Source organism: Myxococcus sp. MH1 (assembly GCF_059738865.1).
In genome coordinates, this window is record NZ_AP026947.1 from 9,782,861 (window position 1) to 9,804,813 (window position 21,953).

Here is a 21,953-nt window from a genome sequence, read left to right on the forward strand (position 1 = left end):
CGCCTCGCGCTCAGTAGCTCGGAAGCTTCGTCCGGGGCGGCGCGTCCTGCTTCCCACCCGAGCCCAGGTAGCTGGCCCGGACGGTGATGGGGTTGCGCTCCCAGAGGTTGTACAGCTTGTCCACCAGACCCGACTCCAGCACGTCCATGCGTCCGTCTCCGCACCCGTCGAACTGGCTGAACGGGTCCGGCCGGTTCATCTGCACCGTGAGCTGCGGCAGGCCCTCGGGCGCGTACGGCCACGGCCACGCGGTGGACAGCATCCCGTGGAACTGGATGTTGCCGATGCGGTTCGACAACAACTGGTGCGTGTGCCCGTGGATGACGGTGACCTTGTCGAAGGGCTTGAGCAGCGCCTGGACCTCGTCCGCGTCATCCGTCCAGAAGTTCCAGGGGCGGTAGTACTTGTAGAGCGGCGAGTGGCTGAAGACGATGACCGGGGTCTTCTTGTCCACCTTCGCCAGGTCTTGCTTCATCCAGGCGCGCTGCGGCTCGCCCACCTCGAAGCGGGACTGGATGCCGTTGTCCAGGCCCGCGACAATCTGCATCCGCTCCTTGGGCGTGAGCTTGCGCTCCGTCCAGAAGTCCTTCTCCAGGATGGAGTTGAGCACCACGAAGTGCACGCCCTTGTGGTCGAACGAGTAGTTCGGCGCGCCGAACAGGTCCTTCCACATGTCCCCCATGTCGAGGAACCAGTCGTGCTCGCCCACCATCATCTTCACGGGCGCCTTGACGCTCTTGAGAATCTGGGCGCCCAGCTTCAGCTCGCCCGGCGCGCCCAGCTGGGCGAGGTCCCCGCCGAAGAGGACGAAGTCCGGCTGCGGGTCCAGCCCGTTGACGTCGTCCACCGCCTTCAGGATGGAGCGCACGAAGCGGTCATTGAGCTTCTGCTCGTACAGGTGCGTGTCGGAGATGTACGCGAAGGTGAAGCGCGGCTTGGTGCCTTGCGCCTCGGCCACGTTGACCAGCTGGAAGCTCTGCGGCGTGCGCAGGCCCATGCCGGCGACGATACCGGCGGACATGCCCGCCACGCGCAGGAAGGCCCGGCGGTCCAGGCGCTTGAGGCCCTCGAAGAAGGCGTCGCGCTCCTCGTGGTGCTTCGTCTCGATGCTGCGGAACTTGTTCCCCATGGACGGCGCCTCCTCAGGGCTGCTTCGTCGAAGCGGGTTTGGGCAAGGTCTCGGTGCCATACACGCCGATGTCCGCCGGGTTCTTCACCGCCAGGTCCGGATTGGGCGCCAGGTCTCCCAGGTTCCCCTTCTTCCCCATCGCCACCGCGGTGTCGCGCTCCGGGCGCTTGTTCTTGCGCGCGCGCTGCTTCGCCAGCTCCTGGCCATTGAGCTTCGTGAAGCGCTCGTCGGTGAGCGTGAAGAGGAAGGCCACCAGGTCGTCAATTTCGGGCTCCGTCAGCCCCAGCCGCTGCATCCCCCCATCGAGGAACGGGTTGGCCACGCCGCCCTTGTTGTAGTGGTCCATGACGTCCCACAGCGTCGCGAGCGTGCCGTCGTGCATGTACGGGGCGGTGATGCCCACGTTGCGCAGCGTGGGCGTCTTGAAGGCCCCCACGTCGTTCTCCTGCTTGGTCACCAGGAAGCGGCCCAGCTCGGAGAAGCGCGTCTGGAGCGCCAGCTCGTCGATCTGCTTCTCGTCGCCCAGGCGGACGATTTTCAGGCCCTCGCGGGCCAGCTGCGGGAAGTCCTGGTTGTGGGCGGACACGCCGATGTTGTGGAACTTCTGGTCACTGAACAGCGGCGACACGGCGTTGCCCGCGTGGCACGAGTTGCAGCGCGCCTTGCCGTTGAACAGCGCCCAGCCCCGGCGCTCGGACTCGTTGAGCGCCTTCGTCTCGCCGTGGATGAAGCGGTCGAAGCGGGCGCTGCCGGAGAACTGCGTGCGCTCGAAGGCGGCGATGGCCGCGGCCAGGTCGTCGTAGTTGATGTCGCGCTTGAAGACCTGCTGGAAGGCGGTGACGTACTCGGGGATGCCCTTGAGCTTGGCCACCACGGCCTCGGGGGACGGCATGGCCATCTCCACCGGGTTGAGGATGGGCAGCTTCGCCTGGTCCTCCAGCGTCGCCGCGCGCCCGTCCCAGAACTGCGAGGCGTTGAAGAGCGCGTTGAGCACCGTGGGGCTGTTGCGCATGCCGAACTGGCCCTTCACGCCCGCCGACACCGGCAGGTGGTCCGTGAAGCCCTTGGCCGGGTCATGGCACGTGGCGCACGACACGCTGTCATCCAGGGACAGACGCTTCTCGTTGTAGAGCTTCTCTCCCAACGCCACCCGCTCCGGCGTGGGCGCCGCGCTCTCCGGCACCGACAGCTTCCACAGCACGGCCGACACCCCGGGCGGCAACGGCGAGGGTGGCGGAGCCGAGCGCGGGGCTTCGGGCGCGGCGTGGCTCTCGTGGACCCACAGCAACACGGCGAGCGACAGGGCAACGCCCCACGGCGTTCGCATGGTCACCCCTCCCAACCGGCGACGGACGGCGCCGCGAGAAAGTCGCGGCGCCCGAAGCCGGAACAGCTCTTTCCGGAAAACACCATTCTCCCTGCCTTCGGGTCCAGGCGACTTTCGGAGGAGTGTCGACCTGTGGAAACCCGCGAGGGCGGGATGTCCGCCAGGGAATGAGCGCGGCGCGTCAGCGCGCGGGCAGGCGGAAGTCGCGAGCGCGCACGAGCAGGCCGGAGGCGGTGGCGGGCGCGAGGATGGCGGCGGTGATGACCAGCCAGTCGACGGGGCCGCGCGCGCGGGGCGCGTTGTAGACGGCGGCCTGGACGAAGGTGAGGCACGCGTCCGCGGCGGTGAGGCACACCAGGGCGGTGGCCAGCCCGTTGCGCCAGCGGCGCACCAGCGAGAAGAGGCCCGCGGCCAGCGCCACGTCGAACAGCACCCAGCTCCACTGCACGCGCAGGGACGGGAACCAGCGCGTGGTGGTGGGCAGCGCGAGCAGCGCCGTCCAGGGCACGAGCAGCACAGCGAGGGCGTGCACCAGCAGGCGGGGGCGCCTGAGCAGCGTGGCGACGCCGAAGCGCACCAGGCTGCCGCGCGCGAAGGCTCGCAGTGCGTCGTAGACGGCGAGCACGCCGGCCCGTGGCTCGGGATACGAGAGGTGAAGCGGCACCCAGGAGTCGGGGCGGAACTTCGCCTTGAAGGTGCGCAGGCCCTCGAAGTCGAACAGGGGCCGGCCACAGGCGCGCGCCAGGCGCAGCCACGGGCGCACCGGGCCGGAGAGGGGCGCGAGGCCCAGCGTCACGTAGCGGCGGTCCTCGGCGGCGGCGGTGCGCATGGCCGCGTCCACCAGGGCCTCCGCGGTGCCATTGGGGGACTCCGGATCTCTCACCAGGTCCTGGAGGAACCAGCCGTCGCGCGCGTAGACGGGGGACACGAGCAGGAAGCCCATGAGCTCGCCCTTCGACTCGGCGACGAAGGCGCGTCGCTCGCGCGCGAAGGAGTCCGGGCGCAGCTGGACCAGGAAGCCCATGGGGGCCATGCGCCGCGACGCGAGCCACCGCTTCTTGAGCCGCTCCAGCGCCTGCCGCGAGGGGTGCTCCGCGTCCTCGAGCGCCTGCGAGGGCAGCTCGCGCACCGCGACGCCATGAGCGCGCGCGCGGCGCAGCTGCTCACGCAGGCTCTTGCTGCCGCGCACCACGGTGTCCCAGCGGGAGGGTTCCCACACCGGCTGCTCGCCGATGGAGAGCGACTCCATGGGGACGGCCTCGGTGAAGCGCGGCTCGGTGGCGAAGAAGCACACGCGCCGACCCTCGCGCCTCGCGGCTGCACGGAAGCCCTCCGCCGCGCGGGCCAGGGACGCCTCCGAGGCGATGGGCGCTCCGGCGGCGACCCACGCGCCGCCCGTGTCCACGTACGCGACGAAGGCGTCACCCGCAGGGTCGAACCAGTAGCGGAAGCCCGGCATCAGCACCTGGAAGGACGTGGCGTTCCAGCCGAACCGGCGCAGCAGCTCCAGCGCGCGCTCCCGCTCCTCCCCTGCGTGCTCTTGCTCGACGTCCACGGCTTCGATGCTCCTCATTCCTCGCGAGGGTAGCCCACAGGCGACAGCGTGCCCATCTGACTAGACCTCCTCGAACTCCGCGCCCGTGACGTTCGCGCGCTCCAGCGCCGCCTTGATGTCCTGGGAGACGATGAGCACGCCAGACCATCCCCAGGGACGGAACACCTTGGCGTCACCCACTTGAGCGGGGTCGATCCGCATCCCGAAGACGCTTCGATACATGCCGAGCTTGTCCGGGCGCTCATCCTCCGGCTTCCAGTACAGCACCTCTTCAGAGGCTTCATCGTCGATACATCGGACGAGGCGCGTCGCGACGAGGATGAGGTATTCATCGGGGCAGCCCTTGATGCTCACGGGGATCAACTGCACGTCGCTCGGGGCCATTTCCGCGAAGAGGGTGGCCACCCTGACGTGCACGATGGGGGTCGCTCCAGCACCCGCGGTGCTGAAATCCAATCGCCTCCCGGGCTCGTCGATGGGAACCGTCAGGCGGTCGGAGACGTGAGCGGGCCGTCCCGATGAGAATTCCCTGAAGTCCTCCAGCTCGTGTCCCTGCTTCGTGAGCGGATCGCCCAGGTACCAGTTCCCTGCCTGGACGTTCTCCATGAGCCTGAAGTATCGCGATGGATTCGGCATGGTGGATTGCTCGAGGGTCCTACTTACCCTGAGTCACAAGCCTGTTGAGGACCGTTCCCGGAGTCTGCGCTTCTGTGGCGAGGTTGCGCAGCTCCCGCGTGAGGGCCGTGCGGCAAGCCTCCACCGTCCGGCACGGGCCCAATGCATCCTGGAGCCGCAAGAAGACCGCGTCATGGTACTTCTTCGGGTGAGGCCCTTTGTGACCAGAGACCCTGACGATGTTTTCAGGATCCTTGAGCTCCATGCCAGCCCTCGCGAACAGCTTCCTGAATCGCGGCGACCAGGGTCCACCTCTCGTGGATGAGACATCGTTCTTGTTCGTGGCGATGTGGTGTCGCTCACCACCACTCATGCCCTGGTTCGCCATGGCCATGGCGGTGGGAGCGAGCGCCAGGGTGAAGCCCTCCGCCGTCACGGCGACGGTCCGCACGCCTCCGACAGCGACAAAACGAATGCCCGCCTGAGACTCCACGGCGAGAGCCGCCTGGGCGGACCCCGGCAGCCCCACGGCCTTCGACGCCAGACCCGCGGTGCTGCCCACCGCGGCCGTCGCCAGCATCACGAAGACGCGCGCCGCGTTCTCCCCCAACACTTCTCCATACGCTTCACTCGCCGCATGGAGCTGTGCGTAGGTCGTCGCCCGCTCCACTTCGCGCACCAACGTCAGCCAGCCGTCCAGCAAACGCCAGACCGTATCCACGCCCAGGTAGGCGATAGCGAGGGCTGTGAAGGTCGCCGCGACACCTTTCGAGAGCGGCTCCGGTAGCGCCCAGAGCATGAGATACATCGTCGCGCCGGCGGTGATGGTGGACATGACCGCGACGGGGTCCACCATGTCCTCCAAGGCTTCGGCGGTCTCCTCCCACACCGAATCCATCGCGATGGCGAAGGCCCAGGTGAACTTGCCGTCGCTGGCCAGCAAGGGGCCTTCCTCCAACAGGCGCAGGCAGTCGCCAGGCCGGTCCTTGCGCTCGCACCACAGGCCATAGGCACGCGTCAGCTCTTCGTCGGCGTAGGCCTCCAGCAGGCGAAGGCCGTCCGCATCTTCTCGAGACTGGAGTGTCAGCCGAGGCGGGTGGTCCTCATAGCCATACACGCCACCTCGGGGCGGAACACCGAAGAGGTCTCTCGCTTGCCGCATGGGGTTGCGCTGCGGGCGAACGTCCCGCGCAAGCACCGTGAGAGCCGCTTCGAACTCTTCGTCATCCAATTCGACGGACGCCAGTTCCGCGTCGGGCTCCTCCCTTGGAGTGACAACGAAAGAATCCTGCCCGGTCTCCAGCCGCACGGTGCGGGTCGTCGCGCAGCCCGTGATGCACATCAGCAGGAGCAGCGGCACTGCCCAGCGAATTCGCATGCAATGTCCCCGACAAGCGTCCCTTGGACGAGCATGGCATACCGGACCATGGGTGCTGGCCACCCGACATCCGGTGTCAGCACTGCCTCCCCCCTTCGCGTGACGCCGGCCGTCGGTGGTTGGCGAGCAGATGACCCCAGTGCGAGGATGACGCACGTGAGGCGCACGCCGGACCCGCGTCGCCCACTTCAGGAGCACCCCATTTGAAACACTCCAGACGTTCTCGCGTGCGAGCCATTGGCACCGGAACCGCCGCCCTGTGCAGTCTCCTCGTCGCCTGGCTGTCTCCCCTGCCCGCCTCCGCGGAGCCCTCGGTGGGCGTGCGCACCAACACCGCGCGACTGATGGGCTCGGACGCGGCGGAGGTCATCGACGCGCCCGTGCTCGGGCTGCAGCGCTCCGCGTTGCCGTTGTTCGCGGGGCTCGCGCTGGACACCTCCGTCTACGCGGACCTGCTGCTCGCACCCAACCTGGGCCTGCGCTGGGCGCTCGCGTCCGGCCCGCACCGCTTCGTCCTGGGCGCGCGCTACACGCACTTCGTCGGCGCCTCCGTCTACTCGGGCATCGTCGAGTCCCGGACGACCGGCCTGCAACGCTTCGAGCCCGAGCTCCAGGGCCCCTCGTTCTACGCCGTCTACGGCCTGTCGCTCGGCCGGCTGCTGGTGCAGGGCGAGGCCCGCTACGCGCGCTACACCACCGACTACCTGTCCTTCACCGGCGGCGCGGCCTTCAACTTCGTCGGGCACTGGTCCGTGGTCGCGGAGGCCGGCGTGCGGGTGAAGGGTGGCGCGAAGCTGCGCGCCGCCGCGGGCATCCGCTATGGCGGCGAGGGCTTCGGCCTGGGCCTGGGCGCCACGTATGTCGACCTGAGCGACCCGGCCGTCCCCGGCGAGACGCTCCCCGTCCTTCCCGTCTTCGATGTCTCCTGGTCCTTCCGATGATGCGCGCCCTCTTCGCCTGCAGTGTCCTGATGTTGTCCGGCTGCTCGGCGCGCATCGACATCGCGACCGAGCCCTTCGACGTGCGCGTGCCCGTCACCTCCGTGCTCCAGCCCGTCTACGCCGAGGTGGCGCTCGACCTGCCCGAGGAGTCGGTCAACACCGAGGACCTGGACATCGTCGTGGAGGAGGTCTCCTCCACGTTCACCATCGTCAACCCGTCCCCGTCGCTGACGCTGCGCACGTCCATGCGGCTGTCCTTCACCGGGCAGGCCACACCGGACGAGCCCCTCGTCTACTCGGACCTGAACCGGCCCGCGTACTACGCGCAGGCGGCGGAGATCCTCCCCACGCGGGACTTCGACCCGGAGACCCGCACACCCATCCGGTTGGACCATCCCGCGCTGAAGGACGCCGTGGGCAAGCGGCGCGTCTGGTTCATCGTCAGCAACACCGTCGTGCGCAGCGGGCTGGGCACACCCCGGTTCCCCGTCGAGATTGTCCTCGAGGACATCGTGTTCCAGGCCGTGCTGACCAAGCCCTTCCCGGGGTTGGGTGGCGCGCTGGAAGCGGGCGGGCTGTAGCGCCCCACTCCGGGCCCCCGCCTTCTTCCTCGGAGGAAGCGCCTTGCCCCTCGCCTCGTCCCTCGGGATGAGGCGAGGGTCGGGCTCCGCACGTCCGCGCGCGGCACCCTCGATGCACAGCCGGCCTCCTCGCGAGCACGCGGCGTGGGGAGGGGCGATGCACGGAAGCAGGAAGCGGGGATGGCGGGAGGCGGGGGCGATGGCGGTCCTGGCGTTGCTGCCGCACTGTGGTGGCCTCACGTCACCCGAGGCGGTGACGCCCCTGGAGCAGCAGGGCGACTTCGCGACCGGGGGCGGCACCTTCGTCGCCGTCGCGGATGCCCACGTCGACTCCGTCAGGCCCGACAAGAACTTCGGCGCCGCGTCACAGCTCTACGTGGACGACGCCCCCGTCGAGTACCGCTCCTTCCTGCGCTTCGAGGTGTCGGGGCTGAAGGGCCCGGTGAAGCGCGCGGTGCTGCGGCTGTTCGTGACGAACGGCTCGGGAAACGGGCCCATCGTCCGGTTGGTGGACTCTGACTGGAAGGAGGACAGCGTCACGTTCGACCGGCAGCCCGCCGCGGTGGGCCCCGCGCTGTCTGACGCGAAGGAGGTGCGCGCCGGCCGCTGGGTGGAGCTGGATGTGACGTCCGCGGTGACGGGGAACGGCACGCGGGACTTCGGACTCTTCTCGACGGACATCGACGGCGCGGACTTCGCCTCGCGCGAGGACGTGGACCCGGCGATGCGGCCGCGCCTCGTGGTGGAGACACGGGAGCCGACGGCGCCTCCTCGGACACCCGCACCGGATTGGAGCTGGCATCGAGGTGGAGCAGGAGACGAGCGCGTCACGGCGATGGCGAGCGCGGAGGATGGGCTCGACTTCCTCGTCGCGGGCGCCTTCAAGGACAGCGGTGACTTCGGCGGCGAAATCTTCCAGGGCGAGCGAGGACTCGTCGTGGCGCGCTACGGCGCGGATGGCTCGCACCAGTGGTCGCGAGCCTACGCGGTGGGCGAGCGCGTGGAGGCCACGGGGCTCGCGGTGGCGACCTCGGGTGAGGTCTGGGTCGTGGGCGCCTATCAGGGTGACCCAGACCTGGGCACGGGCGCGCTGACGTACATCGAGGAGGCGTCGGTGGCGTCCGGCATCTTCCTGCTCAAGCTGTCCCCGGAAGGGACACCGCTGTGGTCCCGAGGCTTCCGCGCGGAGATCTCGGACACGCGCTCGGGGCTCGCGAGGGCACAGGCGGTGACGCTCGACTCGCGAGGGAGCGTCATCATCACGGGCCACTTCACGGGCGAGATGGGCCTGGGGCGCGGGAGGCTCTACGCGGACCCGGGGAACCGGACGCGGGATGACTCCGTGCCCGCCCTCTTCCTCGCGAAGTTCCATGCGAGCGGGGCGCACGAGTGGTCGCTCGCGTTTCCTGGTGGGGACGAGGGCTCGAGCGCGGAGGCACTCGCCACGGATGGAGCGGGCTTCATCTACATCGGCGGGCACACGGACTCGTGGCTGCTGAACGCGACGGGCGGAGAGACGCCGTTCCTCGGCAAGCTCTCCGCGAACGGCACGCCGCAGTGGTTCCGCGCGTTCAACGGAGCCAAGGGCAGCATCCGTGCGCTCACGCCCATGGCACGTGGGGACGTGGCCTTCGTCGGTGACGTCAGCGGCCGGTTCTCCTTCGACGGGAAGGAGGTCGAGGCGAGCGAGGACGTCCTGCTCGGTACGCTGCATGAGACGGCGGCGGATGGCTGGGCGCGCGTCATGGGCGGCGCGGGAGCCGCGCGCGGCCAGTCCCTGGGCCGCAGCTCGAAGGGCGAGCTGGTCGTCGCTGGCTGGACGCGGGACGCGAAGCTGGACCTCGGAGGCGGCGCGCTCAGGAGCACGGCGCTCTCACGGGGTGAAGTCCTCCACTTCGTCGCGCGCTACGACAGCACGGGGAAGCACCTCGACGCCCGGGAGCTGGGGAGCACCGCGCCGGACAGCGTGGCCCTCCAAGTCACGTATGGTGGCCAGGCCCGGCTCTGCGTTCCCTTCACGAAAGCCCTGGCGCCCGGAGACGCGTCGTACACCTCGCGAGGCGCGGGAGACCTGCTGTTCCTCCAGCTCACGCCCTGAACGCACGACCACCGCTCAGCTGAGGCCACGAGCCGCCTTGGAGGCTCGTGAAGCAGGCTCCACGGAGCGACGGCGCGAAGAGGCACGGGCATCAACCAGGCGCACGATGGCACCTGGCGCTTCGCGAGCCATCGCGCAGGTCACGCGTCGTCGTCCGCGCCTTCGTCTCCATCGTCGCTCTTCCCCGCGGGCGTGCGCCCCAACAACCGGTCGATGTCTGCACGCGCATCCGTGGCCTGCGCCTCGGAGATGCGCCCCACGGACTCCATCCGGTCCACAATCCAGTGCGCACGCCGCCACAGCGCGCGCGAGCCGGAGGACGGACCACGCTTGCGCGGCGCGGGCAGCATCGCGGCGAGGATGGCCCCCTGGGCCACGGAGACCTGTGACGCGGACACCCCGAAGTGCTCCCGCGCTCCGGCGTCGATGCCATAGACGCCGTTCCCCCACTCGACGACGTTGAGGTACAGCGTGAGGATGCGCTTCTTGGAGAGCGCGTCCTCCAATCGCCGAGCGAGCACCAGCTCCTTCGCCTTGCGGAACAAGCTGCGGTCCGTCGACAGCCAGAGGTTCTTCGCGAGCTGCTGGGTGATGGTCGACGCCCCGCGCCCCAGCTGCCCCTTCGCCCACGCTTCCCCCAGCGCCTTGCGCATCTCCGTCGTGTCCACACCCTCGTGCAGATAGAAGCTCGCGTCCTCGGAGATGAGCACCGAGTCCACCGCGTGCTTCGGCACCGACGCGAGCGGCACCCAGTGCTGGCGCCGACGGACCTTCTTCCCCTCGGCCCGAGCCTCCTCGGCGCGCTGGTCCATCAGCGCGGTCGACTTCGGGTTCTCCTTCTCGAGTGACGCGGCCTTGGGGAGCGTGACGTACTCGTACAGCCCGAAGCCGAGGAGCAGCGCCACGGCCCCGAGCACCAGCTTGAATCGCCACGTCCTACGGCGACGAGGCGCGGGGGCCTGCGAGGACACAGCCGCCACCGAAGGCGTCCGGGCCGTGGCCTCGGGACCCTCCGGCGAGCCTTCCGGTCGTCCATCCGTGGTCGACATCGGCGCCGTGCATAGCGCCTCGCGCCCCGGACGTCACCTCCCCCTCAGCGCTGCGTCCGCGATGCGGTGACGGGCGCCTGCCAGCTGTCGTCCACGGAGGCGAAGCCGGCCACCAGCTCGCCCGCCAGGTAGGCCCGCTGGCGCTTCTCGCGGCGGCGCAGCCAGTCATTCACGACGCGCCCCTTCTCGTCCTTGTGCACGTCCGGGCGCGCCTGGTTGAAGCGGCCGCGCTTCACCCCACCGCCCGCGCGATGCACGAAGGTGACGGTGCCGTCCTTCCCCACCTTCTCGACGATGCCGATGTGCGTGAGCCCGTCGTTGCGACGTCCATCCTTGTTGCGGTCCAGCGTCTCGCGGAAGAACACCAGGTCCCCCGGCTTCGGCGTCTGGCGAAGCGCGCCCAGCGAGCCCGCCTTCCGGTAGATGGCCTTCACGCCGTTCTCCCCGGGCAGGGTGAGCGACGGCATCAGGCTGAGCCCGGGGCGGCGGTAGGCCAGCTGCGTCAGGCCCGAACAGTCATCGTTGACCGAGCTGCTCACCGTCTTCAGCGAGCCCAGTCCCACCCAGCCCTTCGCGCGCCACACGGCCCGGTCCGACAGGGACACGGCCGCGGCCCGCTTCGGAGGGCTCCGCCTCGCGGCCTCGGCCGTTCCACCCCACAGCCACAACCCCACCAACGCCCCCAACCACACGCCACGATGCATACCCGCACGCCACAGCAATGGACGTGCCCTGTCCCTCGACGCCTCCGACGTCCGCTCGCGAACATCTCCCCACCCCACGCACGCCCCTCCCTTGAGCAATCCCTTTCCCACCCTGCCCCGGTGAGTCGTCCTCCTGGCACCTCGACGCATCACGCCGCACGGCGGTCGCCTAGAGTGCGCGGCCGCCCCGTGCCCTTCGCCTACTACGAGAACCTCGACCCCGAGCAGCAGCGCAGCTACCGCATGAGCGACGGGGTGAAGTCCCTGCGGGTGAGGGCCCCCGGGGCGCTGGCGCCGCTCGTCGACGCCGTGCGTGAGACGCTGGCCAGCGGAGCCCGGGCCCCGCTGGAGCGCGCGAGCCGGGCCCTGACGGATGCCCTGTGCGAGCGATTGGACGTGGCCACCGTCCGGGTCCAGGTGCTGGAGGTCCGCCCGTCCTCCGAGGAGGGTGAGCTGCACGGCCTGTACACCTGGGAGGCCGGGCGCCTCCCCCGCCTCCAGGTCTGGATGCGCACCGCGAAGCAGGCGCGCGTCGTGGCCTTCCGCACGTACCTGCGCACGCTGCTGCACGAGCTGTGTCACCACCTGGACTTCCAGCTCCTGGAGCTGCCCCACTCCTTCCACACCGAGGGCTTCTTCGAGCGCGAATCCAGCCTCTTCCACCAGCTGGTGCCCAAGCCCGTCCCGCGCGGCCCGAAGGGGGCTCGGGGATAGGCCCGCGGGAAGGGTGTGGCGGACGACACCCCACCCGGCCGGCGACAGGTTTCTTGCACCGGCGTGACAGAAGTGGGAACGCGCGCCCTGAGCGAGGCTAGATTCCGCCTCCCTATGGCGCATCCGACCGAAGACAAGAACTTCCGCCTTCCCCTCACCGTTCGCCCCCAGCGCTACGCGGCCACGCTGACCCTGGACCTGGAGGCGAAGACCTTCTCTGGTCAGCAGACCGTGGACGTGACGCTGGCGGAGCCCACGCGCGAAATCATCCTCCACGCCATCTCCCTGAAGCTGGGGGACGTGACGTTCCGCGCGAAGGGTGGCGCGTCGCACAAGCCCGCCTCCATCCAGGTCAACGCCGTGAGCGAGACGGTGCGGCTGACGTTCGACGCGCCGCTGCCCCAGGGCGAGGCGCAGCTGGACGTGGCCTGGACGGGCCCCTTCACGGACGGCCTGCGCGGCCTGTACTCGGCGGGCAAGGTGGCGGCCACGCAGTTCGAGGCCGCGGACGCCCGCCGCGTCTTCCCCTCGTTCGACGAGCCGGCCTTCAAGGCGAAGTGGTCGCTGAGCGTCCGCGTGCCCCAGGGCCTCGCCGTGCTGGGCAACGGCCCGGTGGTGAAGGAGGAGCAGGACGGCGCGCTGACCAAGGTGACGTTCCAGGAGACGGAGGTGCTCAGCAGCTACCTCATCGCGCTCGTGGTGGGCCCGCTGGTGGGCACGCCCGTGGAGCACGTGGGCACGGTGCCCGTGCGCACCTGGGCGCTGGAGGAGAAGAAGCACCTGACGCGCTTCGGCCAGGACGTGGCGCTCGCGGTGCTGCCGCGACTCCAAGAATACTTCGATCTGCCGTATGCCTTCACCAAGGTGGACCAGGTGGGCATCCCGGACTTCGAGGCGGGCGCGATGGAGAACGCCGGCCTGATTACCTACCGCGAGGTGGCGCTGCTGCTCGACCCGGCCACCGCGCCGCTGTCGGTGCAGAAGCGCGTGGCGGAGGTGGTGACGCACGAACTGGCGCACCAGTGGTTCGGCAACTGGGTCACCATGGTGTGGTGGGACGACCTGTGGCTCAACGAGGCGTTCGCCACGTGGATTGCCTTCAAGATCGTCGACCAGTGGCGCCCCGAGTGGCGGATGTGGCTGGACTTCGACTCGCACCGCACCAGCGCGCTGTTCCTGGACGCGCTCAAGTCCACGCACCCCATCCACGGCGAGGTGAACAACGCGGGTGAGGCGGGCGAGAGCTTCGACGCGATTACGTACGAGAAGGGTGGCGCGGTGCTGCGCATGATTGAAGGGTTCCTCGGCGAGGGCCCCTTCCGCGACGGCATCCGGCTGTACATGCGCCGGCACGCGCGCGCCAACGCGGTGAAGGAGGATTTGTGGAACGCGCTGGGTGAGGCGGCGAAGCAGCCGGTGGAGGAGCTGGCCACGGCGTGGGTGGGCCAGAGCGGCTTCCCCCTGGTGACGGCGCGCGTGGAGGGCCGCGAGGTGACGCTGTCGCAGGAGCGCTTCTACTCGGAGCCCGGCGTGGCGAGCGCGGAGAAGTGGCCGGTGCCCATGGTGCTCCGGTACGAGGACGCCAGCGGCGTGAAGGAGCAGCGGGTGCTGCTGCGCGACAAGCAGGCCACGGTGAAGCTGGAGGCGGGCTCGGGCGCGGTGAAGTGGCTGTGCGCCAACGCGGGCTCCACGGGCTTCTACCGGGTGGCCTACGACAAGGCGACGCTCGCGGGCCTGTCGGCGAACCTGCACGCGCTGGCGCCGTCGGAGCGCATCTCCCTGCTGGCGGACCAGTGGGGGCTGGTGCGCTCGGGGCGGGCGTCGGTGGGGGAGCTGCTGGACCTGGCCGCGCTCTTCGGGAACGAGGAGGATGACTCCGTCCTGGACGAGCTGGTGGGGCGGCTGGCGTACGTGGAGAGCCGGCTGGTGGAGGGCGAGGACCAGACGCGGATGCGCGCGTGGGTGGCGCGGCTGTTGGGCCCGGGGCTGGAGAAGCTCGGGTGGCAGGCGCTGGCCGGGGAGACGGACCGGGTGAAGCTGCGGCGCGCGGCGCTGGTGCGCGCGATGGGGGGCCTGGCGCGTGAGCCGAAGGTGCTCGAGGAGGCGCGGCGGCGGGTGACGTCGATGCTGAAGGGCGAGCGTGACGCGCTGGAGCCCAACCTGCTCGACGCGGCGGTGTCCATGGCGGCGCGCGCGGGGGACTCGGAGCTGTTCGACACCTTCCTGCAGCGGATGCCGAAGGAGCCGGACCCGGCCACGCAGCGTCGGTACCTGATGGCGCTGACGGCGTTCGAGGAGCCCGCGCTGGCCGAGCGTGCGCGCGCATTGTTCTTCTCGGACACGGTCAAGACGCAGGACGTGGCGAGCTTCGCCACGGGCCTGCTCGCCAACCGCACGGGCCGCGAGTCGTGGTGGGCGCAGATGCGCAAGCAGTGGAAGGACGTGGTCGCCCGCACGGGCGGCGCGCCGATGCTGGTGCGCCGCATCGTGGAGTCGCTGGGCATGCTGCTCACGCGCGAGCACCTGGACGCGGTGAGGACGCTGCTCAAGGAGCAGCCGGTGAACGACGCGCAACAGGCCACGGCGCAGACGCTGGAGCGGCTGTCGCAGGACGTGGAGCTGCGGGAGCGCTGCGGTCCGGAGGTCAGCGCCTGGCTGAAGCGCCAGCCGTAGCGTGAGCCGCCGTTCGAGAGGCACTCGATGAAGACCACCCTGACACCCAACAGCCTCTCCAGCGTGCGTGAGTCCCTCCGGCGAGCCAACGCCGGGTTCTCACGCACGTACCCGGGGGACTCCCCCCGTCGCCAGCCGGTGCACGTCGTGTACGGCGGCGCGCACCTCTTCCGCGCGGAGGCGGCGCGGAAGCTGGGGGACCTGGCCCTCGGTGCGTTGAAGGACTATGCGCCGGACTCGGCCGAGCTGGCGCACGGGCTGGGGTTGCCCCAGCGAGGGAGGTTCGCCCAGCGCGTGTACGAGCGCGTGGTGGACAAGCTCCAGCGCGAGCCGGTGGAGGACTACCGCATCGACTTCGAGGACGGCTACGGCCACCGCTCCGACGCGGAGGAGGATGGCCACGCCGTGTCCGCCGCGAAGGAGCTGGCGCGGGGGCTCGAGCAGGGGACGTTGCCGCCGTTCATCGGAATCCGGGTGAAGTCGTTCAGCGAGGAGCTGTTCGAGCGGGCGTCGCGCACGTTGGACTTGTTCGTCACGACGTTGTTGGAGCAGAGCGGCGGGAAGGTGCCGCCGTCGTTCGTCGTCACGCTGCCCAAGGTCGCGTTGCCCGAGCAGGTGGCCGCGCTCGCGCGCATCCTGGAGGTGCTGGAGACGGAGCACGGCCTGGAGAAGGGGGCGCTGGGGCTGGAGCTGATGGTGGAGACGCCGCAGGCCCTGTTCGACCGGGAGGGGAAGCTGCACCTGTCGGCGCTGGTGGCCGCGGGGGCGGGGCGATGCTCCAGCGTGCACCTGGGGCTGTATGACTACACGGCGGCGCTCAGTGTGAGCGCGCATGTGCAGAGCATGCTGCACCCGGCCTGCGACTTCCTGCGGGATTTGGTGCAGGTGTCGCTCGCGGGCACGGGCATCCAGATGGCGGACGGCGCGACGAACGTCATGCCGGTGCCTCCGCATCGCAAGCAGGGGGACACGGCGCTCCTGCCCACGCAGTTGCGGGAGAACGCGGAGGCGGTGCAGCGGGTGTGGCAGATGTCGTATCGCCACATCCGGCACTCGCTGGAGCGCGGCTGGTATCAGGGGTGGGACTTGCATCCGGCCCAGCTCCCGGTGCGCTACGCGGCCGTGTATGCGTTCTTCCTCGAAGGGCTGGACGCGGCCACGCGGCGGCTCAAGGCCTTCATGGAGAAGGCGGCGCAGGCGACGCTGGTGGGCGACGTGTTCGACGACGCGGCCACGGGCCAGGGCCTGCTCAACTTCTTCCTGCGCGGCTCGAGCTGTGGCGCGCTCAGTCAGGAAGAAGTGCTCGCCACGGGGCTCACGCTGGACGAACTGCGCAGCCGCTCGTTCAAGGCCATCGTCGAGTCACGCCGCACGGGCAGGTGAGACCCACGGGCTCGCCATGACAGCGAGCCCGTGTCTCAGGCGCTCGTCGGGCCGGAGCTCGATGAGTCGCCGCTCCCGGGCGGAGGCTCCTCCCGCGCGTTCGCCGCGCGATGCGCCTGGTACAGCGCGAAGTCGATGGCCAATGCCCCCGCGAGGAAGACCAGCGGCCCCAGTCGCAGGGACAGGCCCAGCAGCCCCCACACGGTGATGGCGCCCGCCAGGATGTAGGGCGTCTGGGATGGAATCGCCTCACGGAGCCGGGGCACGGCGGCCAGCATGGCGAGCGACATCAGCGCCATGACGACCAGCGGCGCCCCGGGCCGAGCACGCCCGGACGTCGCGAACGAGGTGAACGTGTTGGTGATGCCCGGCTGCCACCCGTAACGGGTTTCGATGTACGAGTGCCCCGTGGAGCGACCGGTGCTGTCCACCTCGTGCACGAGGCTGTTGTCGTAGCCGTAGCCACCCAGCGACGTCCACGTCCGCATCCCCGAGCCCCACGTGAGCAGCAGCGACACCGCGCACACGGCCGCGCCGCCGAGCACCCAGCGCTTCAACCGCGCGGCCCCCGGCGCGGGCCGCAGCTCCGGCATCGCGGCGGCCGACGCCTGGAACACGCGCCACTGCACATACCCGAGCACCACCGCGGCCGCGACCCAGACCAGCGGCACCAACCCGAGCCCGAGCGAGAGGAACGCGAAGGTGATGACCAGCGACGTGTAGAGCAACAGGAACGTGGCGGACGCGGCCATCCGCGCGAGCTGCTCCAGGAGCGGAGGAACCGGCCGCCCCGCCGCGCTCCACTCCCGAGCCCCCAGCAGGAGGCTCCCGCCCAGCATCACCACCGACCACGGGATGCCAATCGTCCCGCTGATGAAGGGAAGCCCCGGCAGCAGCACCGCCGCCGCGACGAGCCCCGACCCGAGCAACGGCAACGAGCCCCCAGGGAGCCGCTCGCGCAGCCGAGGGTCCTCGAGCACCGTGCGCACCGCGCGCCCCGTGGCCTCCGCGGCCCGACGCGCCGACTCCGCGGCGTCGTCCGGCAACTCGGTCCCACGCGCGGACGCCCCCACGCTCTGCCCACAGGACGGGCACGCGAAGACGCGAGCATCGGAAAGCGGCTGACCGCAGTGCGGACACGACGACATGGGCTCACTCCGGACCAACGGCGTGGGCCTCCCAGCCTAGCGCCTCCGGCCCCGGGCTCCACGCACGATGCGAGCCCTGCTTCTTCACCAGAGCATGTCCTGGTCCTCGCTCACGCCGGGGACGTGCGAGAGCTGGTGTGTCCGCCCCCCCACCGTCACCGTGCCGTCGAAGAAGCCCACCGGCTGGGCGAAGTGGCTGATGATGAGCCGCAGGTTGCGCTCCTCGCGGTGCACGTAGAACGGCGTGAAGCGCAGGTCCACCGCGCCATCCACCGTCGTCATCCGCCACGGCCCGAGCAAATCCTTCGTGTCGTACTCGAACCGCGCGCGCGCCAGCGGATACAGCCGGTCCCCCAGCCAGAAGGCGTTCTCGTTCGCCTCGGTCGCCGTCTCGTTGAAGCCCTCCACGAGGTTCAGCCCCACCGGCGTCCCATCGGCCAGTCGCCCCGCCGCGAACGCCCAGCGCCACGCCGTGTGCCGCGCCAGGTACCCCTGCGTGTAGTCGATACCGCCCACGCCCCCATCCAGCCGGAAGCGCTTGCCGCCCGCCTCGATGCCGCCGAAGGACAACAGCCCGTTGCGCTTCATCGTGACGTTGACGAGCCCGTCCCCCTGCACCGGCGCAATCACCGTCAGCGCGGGAGGCCCGCCCGCCACCAACATCTCCCCATTCCACTGGAACGTGTTGAGGCTGCCCGTGCGCACGCGGCTGACGTCCACCTCCACCTGGTAGCGCTCGTCCTCCTCGCCCCGACGGATGGCCAGCTTCCCACCCAACGTGCGGAACGACGCGTCGAGCCCCGCGCCGGGCTTGTCCCCCAAGGACACCATGGGCCAGGGAACGCCCAGGAAGCTCACGTCACACAGCGGCTTGCGCTCGCGCAAATCCAACGCCACCGCGAACGCGCTCGCCGAGTACCCCAGGTCCACCACCGCGAAGAGCGCGGCCACCTCCGGCGTCGCCGTGAAGGTGTAGTGCCACCGCTTGCGCTTGAGCAGCCGCGTGGTGCGCTCGGGCGCCCAGCGACCCAGCAACCGGGGCAGGTCCACCTCGGGCAGCTCACCCTGGTACGTGCCGAATCGGGGCTCGCCCTGGGCGGTGGCCACGGAGGCCGGGGCGAGGGGCAGGAGGGCTTCTCTCTCGGGTGTCATCACACCCCATTGGAGGCCAACCTCCCGCCGATGTCACCCGGCGTCGGCCAGCCCGCATCCCCAACCGACGCCTCGACGACACTGCCCACACCCGCTCAGGCCCGGCCGAAGACGATTTTCTCCTTCGACAACAACCCCGTGGTCACACGCAGGGCCACCAGCGCCAGCAGAACGCTGGACGCCGCGGCGAGCAGGAAGGGCAGCGGCCCCAGCGCCTCGCCCCGCATCACCTCGGCCGCGAGCATCTGCTGGCCCGCCACCGGCACCGCGAACATCCACGTCTGCGTCTGCACCGGCGACATCGCCAGCAACATGCCCGGCAGCGTCGGCACCACCGTCAGCAGGCTGAGGTACGTCTGCGACTCCTTGAACGAGCGCGCATAGGTGGACACCCACAGCTGCACCGCCGAGGCCGCCAGCGTCAGCGGCAGCACCGCCAGCACCATCCCCAGGACGATGGGCAGGTCCATGCGCGCCTTGAGCCCCAGTTCCTCCAGCGGCACCGCGCGCACCACCAATACGAAGCCCACGAGCGACACCAGCACCGTGCTCGCCGCCATCGTCACCGTGGCCAGCCACTTGCCCGCCACCAGCGCCCCGCGCGGGGCCGGGTTGAGCAGCAGCGGCTCCAGCGAGCCACGCTCGCGCTCACCCGCCATGGTGTCGCTCGCCACCTGCAGGCCGCCCGTGAAGGTGGCCATCACCAGGAACAGCGGCAGCATGTTGAACAGCGTGGCCGCGGTGCGCTCGGGCGTGGACAGGTCCAGCTCCTCCACGTCCACCGGCATCGCCAGCTCCGGCGCCATGCCGCGCGCGTACAGCCGCTGGTCGCCCACCTGCCGCGAGTAGATCTCCACCATCATCCGCGCGCGCTGCACCGACTTGCGGGCCGCCGTGCGCGAGCTGTCCATGATGAGGCTCACGTCCGCGGTGCGCCCGGTGGAGAAGTCCCGGCCGTAGCCCTCCGGCACCACCAGCACCACGTCCAGCACGCCCGTGCGCACGCGCGCCTCGTAGTCCGAGGGCGCCTCCTTCAGCGTCACGCCCTGGCGCTCCAGGAACGCCATCAGGCTGGGCGCGTGCTGCCGGCCCACCACGGGCAGCTCCAGCGGCTTGTCCCGCATCATGTTGGACATGAGCTGGAAGGTCGCCAGGAACACCAGCGGACCGAACACCGCCCACAGGAGCGAGGAGCTGAGCGTGCGTCGGTCCCGGACGTGGTCCGTCAGCTCCTTGCGCAGGACACTGCCCACCAGCCGCTTCATTGCATCAACCCCTGCTCACTGCCGATGGTCGCCACGAAGGCCTCTTCCAGGCTGTCCTTGCCAGTGGCCTGCCGCAGCGCCTCCGGCGTCCCTTCCGCCACCACCCGGCCATGCGCCACCACGACGACGCGCTCGCACAGCGCGGCGACCTCCTGCATGACGTGGCTGGAGAAGACGATGCACCGCCCCTCGTCCCGCAGGCGGCGCAGGAGCGTGCGCACCGCGCGCGTGCTCATCACATCCAGGCCGTTGGTGGGCTCATCCAGCAGCACGTTGCGAGGCCCGTGCACCAGCGCCCGCGCCAGCGCCACCTTCACCCGCTCGCCCTGGCTGAAGCCCTCCACCCGCCGGTCGACGATGTCCTTCATGTCCAGCAGGTCCACCAGCTCGTCCACGCGCTTGTCGAGCGCCGCGCCCGACAGCCCGTGCAGCTCCCCGAAGTAGCGCGCGTGCTCGCGCGCGGTGAGCCGCGGGTACAGGCCCCGCGTGTCCGGCAGCACGCCCAGCCCCCGGCGCGCATCCTCGGGACGCGCCACCACGTCCACGTCGTCCACCACCGCGGTGCCCTTGTCCGGGCGCACCAGCGTGTAGAGCATCCGCAGCGTCGTCGTCTTGCCCGCGCCGTTGGGGCCGAGCAGCCCGGTAATCATCCCGTCCTCGGCGGTGAAGGACACATCCTCCACCGCCGTCACGGCGCCAAACCGCTTGTGCAGATTCGTCGCTCGAATCATCCGCGTCGCGTCCTCAGGGTACCGGTCCGGCGAAGGACGTGAAGAAGGGCGGACGCGCGAGTCCCGCGCCGCACGAGGGCTTCAGCGTGTCCACCCGACCGTCCGCCACCAGGTCCACCATCAGCTTGCGCACGCAGTCGACGCCCAGCGTGTTGTGCCCCACGCCCGGGACCTGCACGTGCAGGCTGTTCTTCAGCGTGCGCTTCGCCTCCTCCGCCCACGCCGGAGGCGTCACCGGGTCCAGCTCTCCGGAGAGCAGCAGCGTGGGCACGTCCGACACCACCGCGTCGCGGAAGCCCGCGGGCACCGTCGCCTTGGGCCAGCCCTCGCACGCCTTCATCATCTCCAGGCCCATGCTCGCGCCGAACCACGTCCCCTTCGCCTCGCGCTCCACCGCGGCCGTGTCGAGGAACGGGACATCCTCCGCGCAGACGACGGCCATCTGCAGGCCCCGGCTCATCACCTTCTCCATCCGCTCGCCGCGCCCCACGTTCAGCGCCACGAACGGCGCCCAGTCACCTTGCGTCACCCGGTCCAGCATCAGCGGAACCATCGACGAGTCCTCCGCGCTGTAGAGCAGCCCGAACAGCGCTCCGACGAAGGCCTGGCGCGTCAGCACGATGTCCTCCGGCACGCCCGTGCGCGGATGGGCCACCCGCACCCGCGCCGGCTCCTGGGAGAGCTTCTCCAGCAGGGCCTCCGTGCGCGTGCGCAGCCGAGGGAAGTTCTTCTCGCAGGCCGCGTCCTTCTCGCAGTGGGCCAGCAGCAGGTCCAACGCCCGCTGCGCGTCGCGGGGCATGTACAGCGGCAGGTACAGGCTCATGGGCGCCACGCCGTCCAGGATGGCGGTGCGCACCCGCTCCGGATACTGGCGCATGTACACCAGCGCCGCGCGCGTGCCGTAGGAGCCGCCCCAGAGGTTGAGCTTCTCGTACCCCAGCGCCGCGCGCACCTCGTCCAGGTCCGCCATGGCGATGGGCGTGGTGTACTGCCGCACGTCCGCGTCCCAGCGCTCCCGGCACGCGCGGATGCGCGGCGCCAGGTCGTCGTCTTCGCTGAAGTAGTCGGCCAGCCCGGCGTCCTTCGGGAGGAACTCGCAGTCCAGCGGGCTCGAGTCCCCCGTGCCGCGCATGTCCACCAGCACGATGTCGCGCTGGCGGCGGATGTGCTCCACCGCGCGCAGCACGGCGCCCAGTCGGGTGGCCGCCTGCCCGGGCCCTCCCGCCAGGAACACCAGGGGGTCGGGCTGGGGCTGCGCCGCCAGCGCGGGCACCACCGCCACGCGCAGGGACAGCTTGCGGCCCGTCTTCGTCTCCCGGTTCTCGAAGACCTCCAGCGCGCCGCACTGCGCCTGGGGCGCCAGCCCCTCCAACTGGCAGGGCTCGAGCTTCAAGGTGCGCGCCTGGGGTGACGAGCCCCCCCGCGAGCAGGCCGACAGCGCCACGAGCCCGAGGACCCAGGCCAGGCGGCGGAGGATGGAGCGGATGTGGGTGTGGGCCCCGGCCAAGTG

18 protein-coding genes are annotated in these 21,953 nt (G+C 70.3%); 6 read left to right on the forward strand and 12 right to left on the reverse strand.

The genetic code is table 11. The features are described 5' to 3' along the window. Window positions 1-10: 10 nt before the first annotated feature. The 5 genes from AC6JA9_RS38695 to AC6JA9_RS38715 all read right to left on the reverse strand — a co-directional run bounded on the left by AC6JA9_RS38695 (window position 11) and on the right by AC6JA9_RS38715 (window position 6,004). Window positions 11-1,129, reverse strand: coding sequence for a metallophosphoesterase family protein (locus AC6JA9_RS38695; protein WP_141325564.1), 1,119 nt, complete (start codon window positions 1,127-1,129; stop codon window positions 11-13). A 13-nt stretch (window positions 1,130-1,142) separates the two neighbouring features. Continuing rightward, complete coding sequence (locus AC6JA9_RS38700; protein ID WP_267699161.1) at window positions 1,143-2,456, reverse strand: cytochrome-c peroxidase; 1,314 nt, start codon at window positions 2,454-2,456, stop codon at window positions 1,143-1,145. Window positions 2,457-2,637: 181 nt separating this feature from the next. After that, a complete protein-coding gene (locus AC6JA9_RS38705; protein ID WP_497958644.1) occupies window positions 2,638-4,011 on the reverse strand; it encodes a phosphatidylglycerol lysyltransferase domain-containing protein in 1,374 nt (457 codons plus the stop codon). 60 nt (window positions 4,012-4,071) lie between these two features. Continuing rightward, window positions 4,072-4,617: an imm11 family protein gene (locus tag AC6JA9_RS38710; RefSeq protein WP_408888911.1), complete on the reverse strand. Its 546-nt coding sequence runs from the start codon at window positions 4,615-4,617 to the stop codon at window positions 4,072-4,074. Window positions 4,618-4,666: 49 nt separating this feature from the next. Beyond that, window positions 4,667-6,004 carry an AHH domain-containing protein gene (locus tag AC6JA9_RS38715; RefSeq protein WP_223749652.1) on the reverse strand — a complete coding sequence of 446 codons (1,338 nt, stop codon included), beginning with the start codon at window positions 6,002-6,004 and terminating at the stop codon, window positions 4,667-4,669. Between the two features lie 227 nt (window positions 6,005-6,231). Here AC6JA9_RS38715 and AC6JA9_RS38720 point away from each other — a divergent pair, with 227 nt between their 5' ends. The 3 genes from AC6JA9_RS38720 (at window position 6,232) to AC6JA9_RS38730 (ending at window position 9,624) form a co-directional block, all read left to right on the forward strand. After that, a complete protein-coding gene (locus tag AC6JA9_RS38720; RefSeq protein ID WP_223749651.1) occupies window positions 6,232-6,945 on the forward strand; it encodes a hypothetical protein in 714 nt (237 codons plus the stop codon). Continuing rightward, entirely contained in the window at window positions 6,942-7,526 is a 585-nt protein-coding gene (locus AC6JA9_RS38725) for a hypothetical protein (protein ID WP_223749650.1), read from the forward strand. Before AC6JA9_RS38720 ends, AC6JA9_RS38725 begins: the two co-directional genes overlap by 4 nt. A 199-nt stretch (window positions 7,527-7,725) precedes the next feature. Then, the gene (locus tag AC6JA9_RS38730; RefSeq protein ID WP_223782817.1) at window positions 7,726-9,624 is read left to right on the forward strand and encodes a CBM96 family carbohydrate-binding protein; all 1,899 of its coding nucleotides are present in this window, start codon (window positions 7,726-7,728) and stop codon (window positions 9,622-9,624) included. A 140-nt stretch (window positions 9,625-9,764) separates the two neighbouring features. On the opposite strand, the gene AC6JA9_RS38735 is transcribed toward AC6JA9_RS38730, so the two are convergent. Further along, complete coding sequence (locus tag AC6JA9_RS38735) at window positions 9,765-10,529, reverse strand: transglycosylase domain-containing protein (protein ID WP_370640395.1); 765 nt, start codon at window positions 10,527-10,529, stop codon at window positions 9,765-9,767. Between the two features lie 188 nt (window positions 10,530-10,717). Next, window positions 10,718-11,377: a CHAP domain-containing protein gene (locus tag AC6JA9_RS38740; RefSeq protein WP_223749647.1), complete on the reverse strand. Its 660-nt coding sequence runs from the start codon at window positions 11,375-11,377 to the stop codon at window positions 10,718-10,720. Between the two features lie 189 nt (window positions 11,378-11,566). Here AC6JA9_RS38740 and AC6JA9_RS38745 point away from each other — a divergent pair, with 189 nt between their 5' ends. From AC6JA9_RS38745 to AC6JA9_RS38755, 3 genes are all read left to right on the forward strand, one after another. Continuing rightward, the gene (locus AC6JA9_RS38745; RefSeq protein WP_223782818.1) at window positions 11,567-12,091 is read left to right on the forward strand and encodes a hypothetical protein; all 525 of its coding nucleotides are present in this window, start codon (window positions 11,567-11,569) and stop codon (window positions 12,089-12,091) included. A 114-nt stretch (window positions 12,092-12,205) separates the two neighbouring features. Further along, entirely contained in the window at window positions 12,206-14,764 is a 2,559-nt protein-coding gene (locus AC6JA9_RS38750) for a M1 family metallopeptidase (protein ID WP_223782819.1), read from the forward strand. Between the two features lie 27 nt (window positions 14,765-14,791). Then, window positions 14,792-16,147: a DUF6986 family protein gene (locus AC6JA9_RS38755; RefSeq protein ID WP_223749644.1), complete on the forward strand. Its 1,356-nt coding sequence runs from the start codon at window positions 14,792-14,794 to the stop codon at window positions 16,145-16,147. A 35-nt stretch (window positions 16,148-16,182) separates the two neighbouring features. On the opposite strand, the gene AC6JA9_RS38760 is transcribed toward AC6JA9_RS38755, so the two are convergent. The 5 genes from AC6JA9_RS38760 to AC6JA9_RS38780 form a co-directional block, all read right to left on the reverse strand. Continuing rightward, window positions 16,183-17,295 carry a zinc ribbon domain-containing protein gene (locus AC6JA9_RS38760; RefSeq protein ID WP_223749643.1) on the reverse strand — a complete coding sequence of 371 codons (1,113 nt, stop codon included), beginning with the start codon at window positions 17,293-17,295 and terminating at the stop codon, window positions 16,183-16,185. An 84-nt stretch (window positions 17,296-17,379) separates the two neighbouring features. Next, window positions 17,380-18,447: a DUF2804 domain-containing protein gene (locus AC6JA9_RS38765; RefSeq protein WP_141329983.1), complete on the reverse strand. Its 1,068-nt coding sequence runs from the start codon at window positions 18,445-18,447 to the stop codon at window positions 17,380-17,382. A 95-nt stretch (window positions 18,448-18,542) separates the two neighbouring features. Beyond that, window positions 18,543-19,712 (reverse strand): ABC transporter permease, encoded by a 1,170-nt coding sequence (locus AC6JA9_RS38770; protein WP_426744639.1) that lies wholly within the window; start codon window positions 19,710-19,712, stop codon window positions 18,543-18,545. Continuing rightward, window positions 19,709-20,443: an ABC transporter ATP-binding protein gene (locus tag AC6JA9_RS38775; RefSeq protein WP_223749640.1), complete on the reverse strand. Its 735-nt coding sequence runs from the start codon at window positions 20,441-20,443 to the stop codon at window positions 19,709-19,711. Before AC6JA9_RS38775 ends, AC6JA9_RS38770 begins: the two co-directional genes overlap by 4 nt. Window positions 20,444-20,456: 13 nt before the next feature. Further along, window positions 20,457-21,950, reverse strand: a complete 1,494-nt coding sequence (locus tag AC6JA9_RS38780; RefSeq protein ID WP_408888903.1) for an alpha/beta hydrolase — start codon at window positions 21,948-21,950, stop codon at window positions 20,457-20,459. Window positions 21,951-21,953 lie beyond the last annotated feature (3 nt).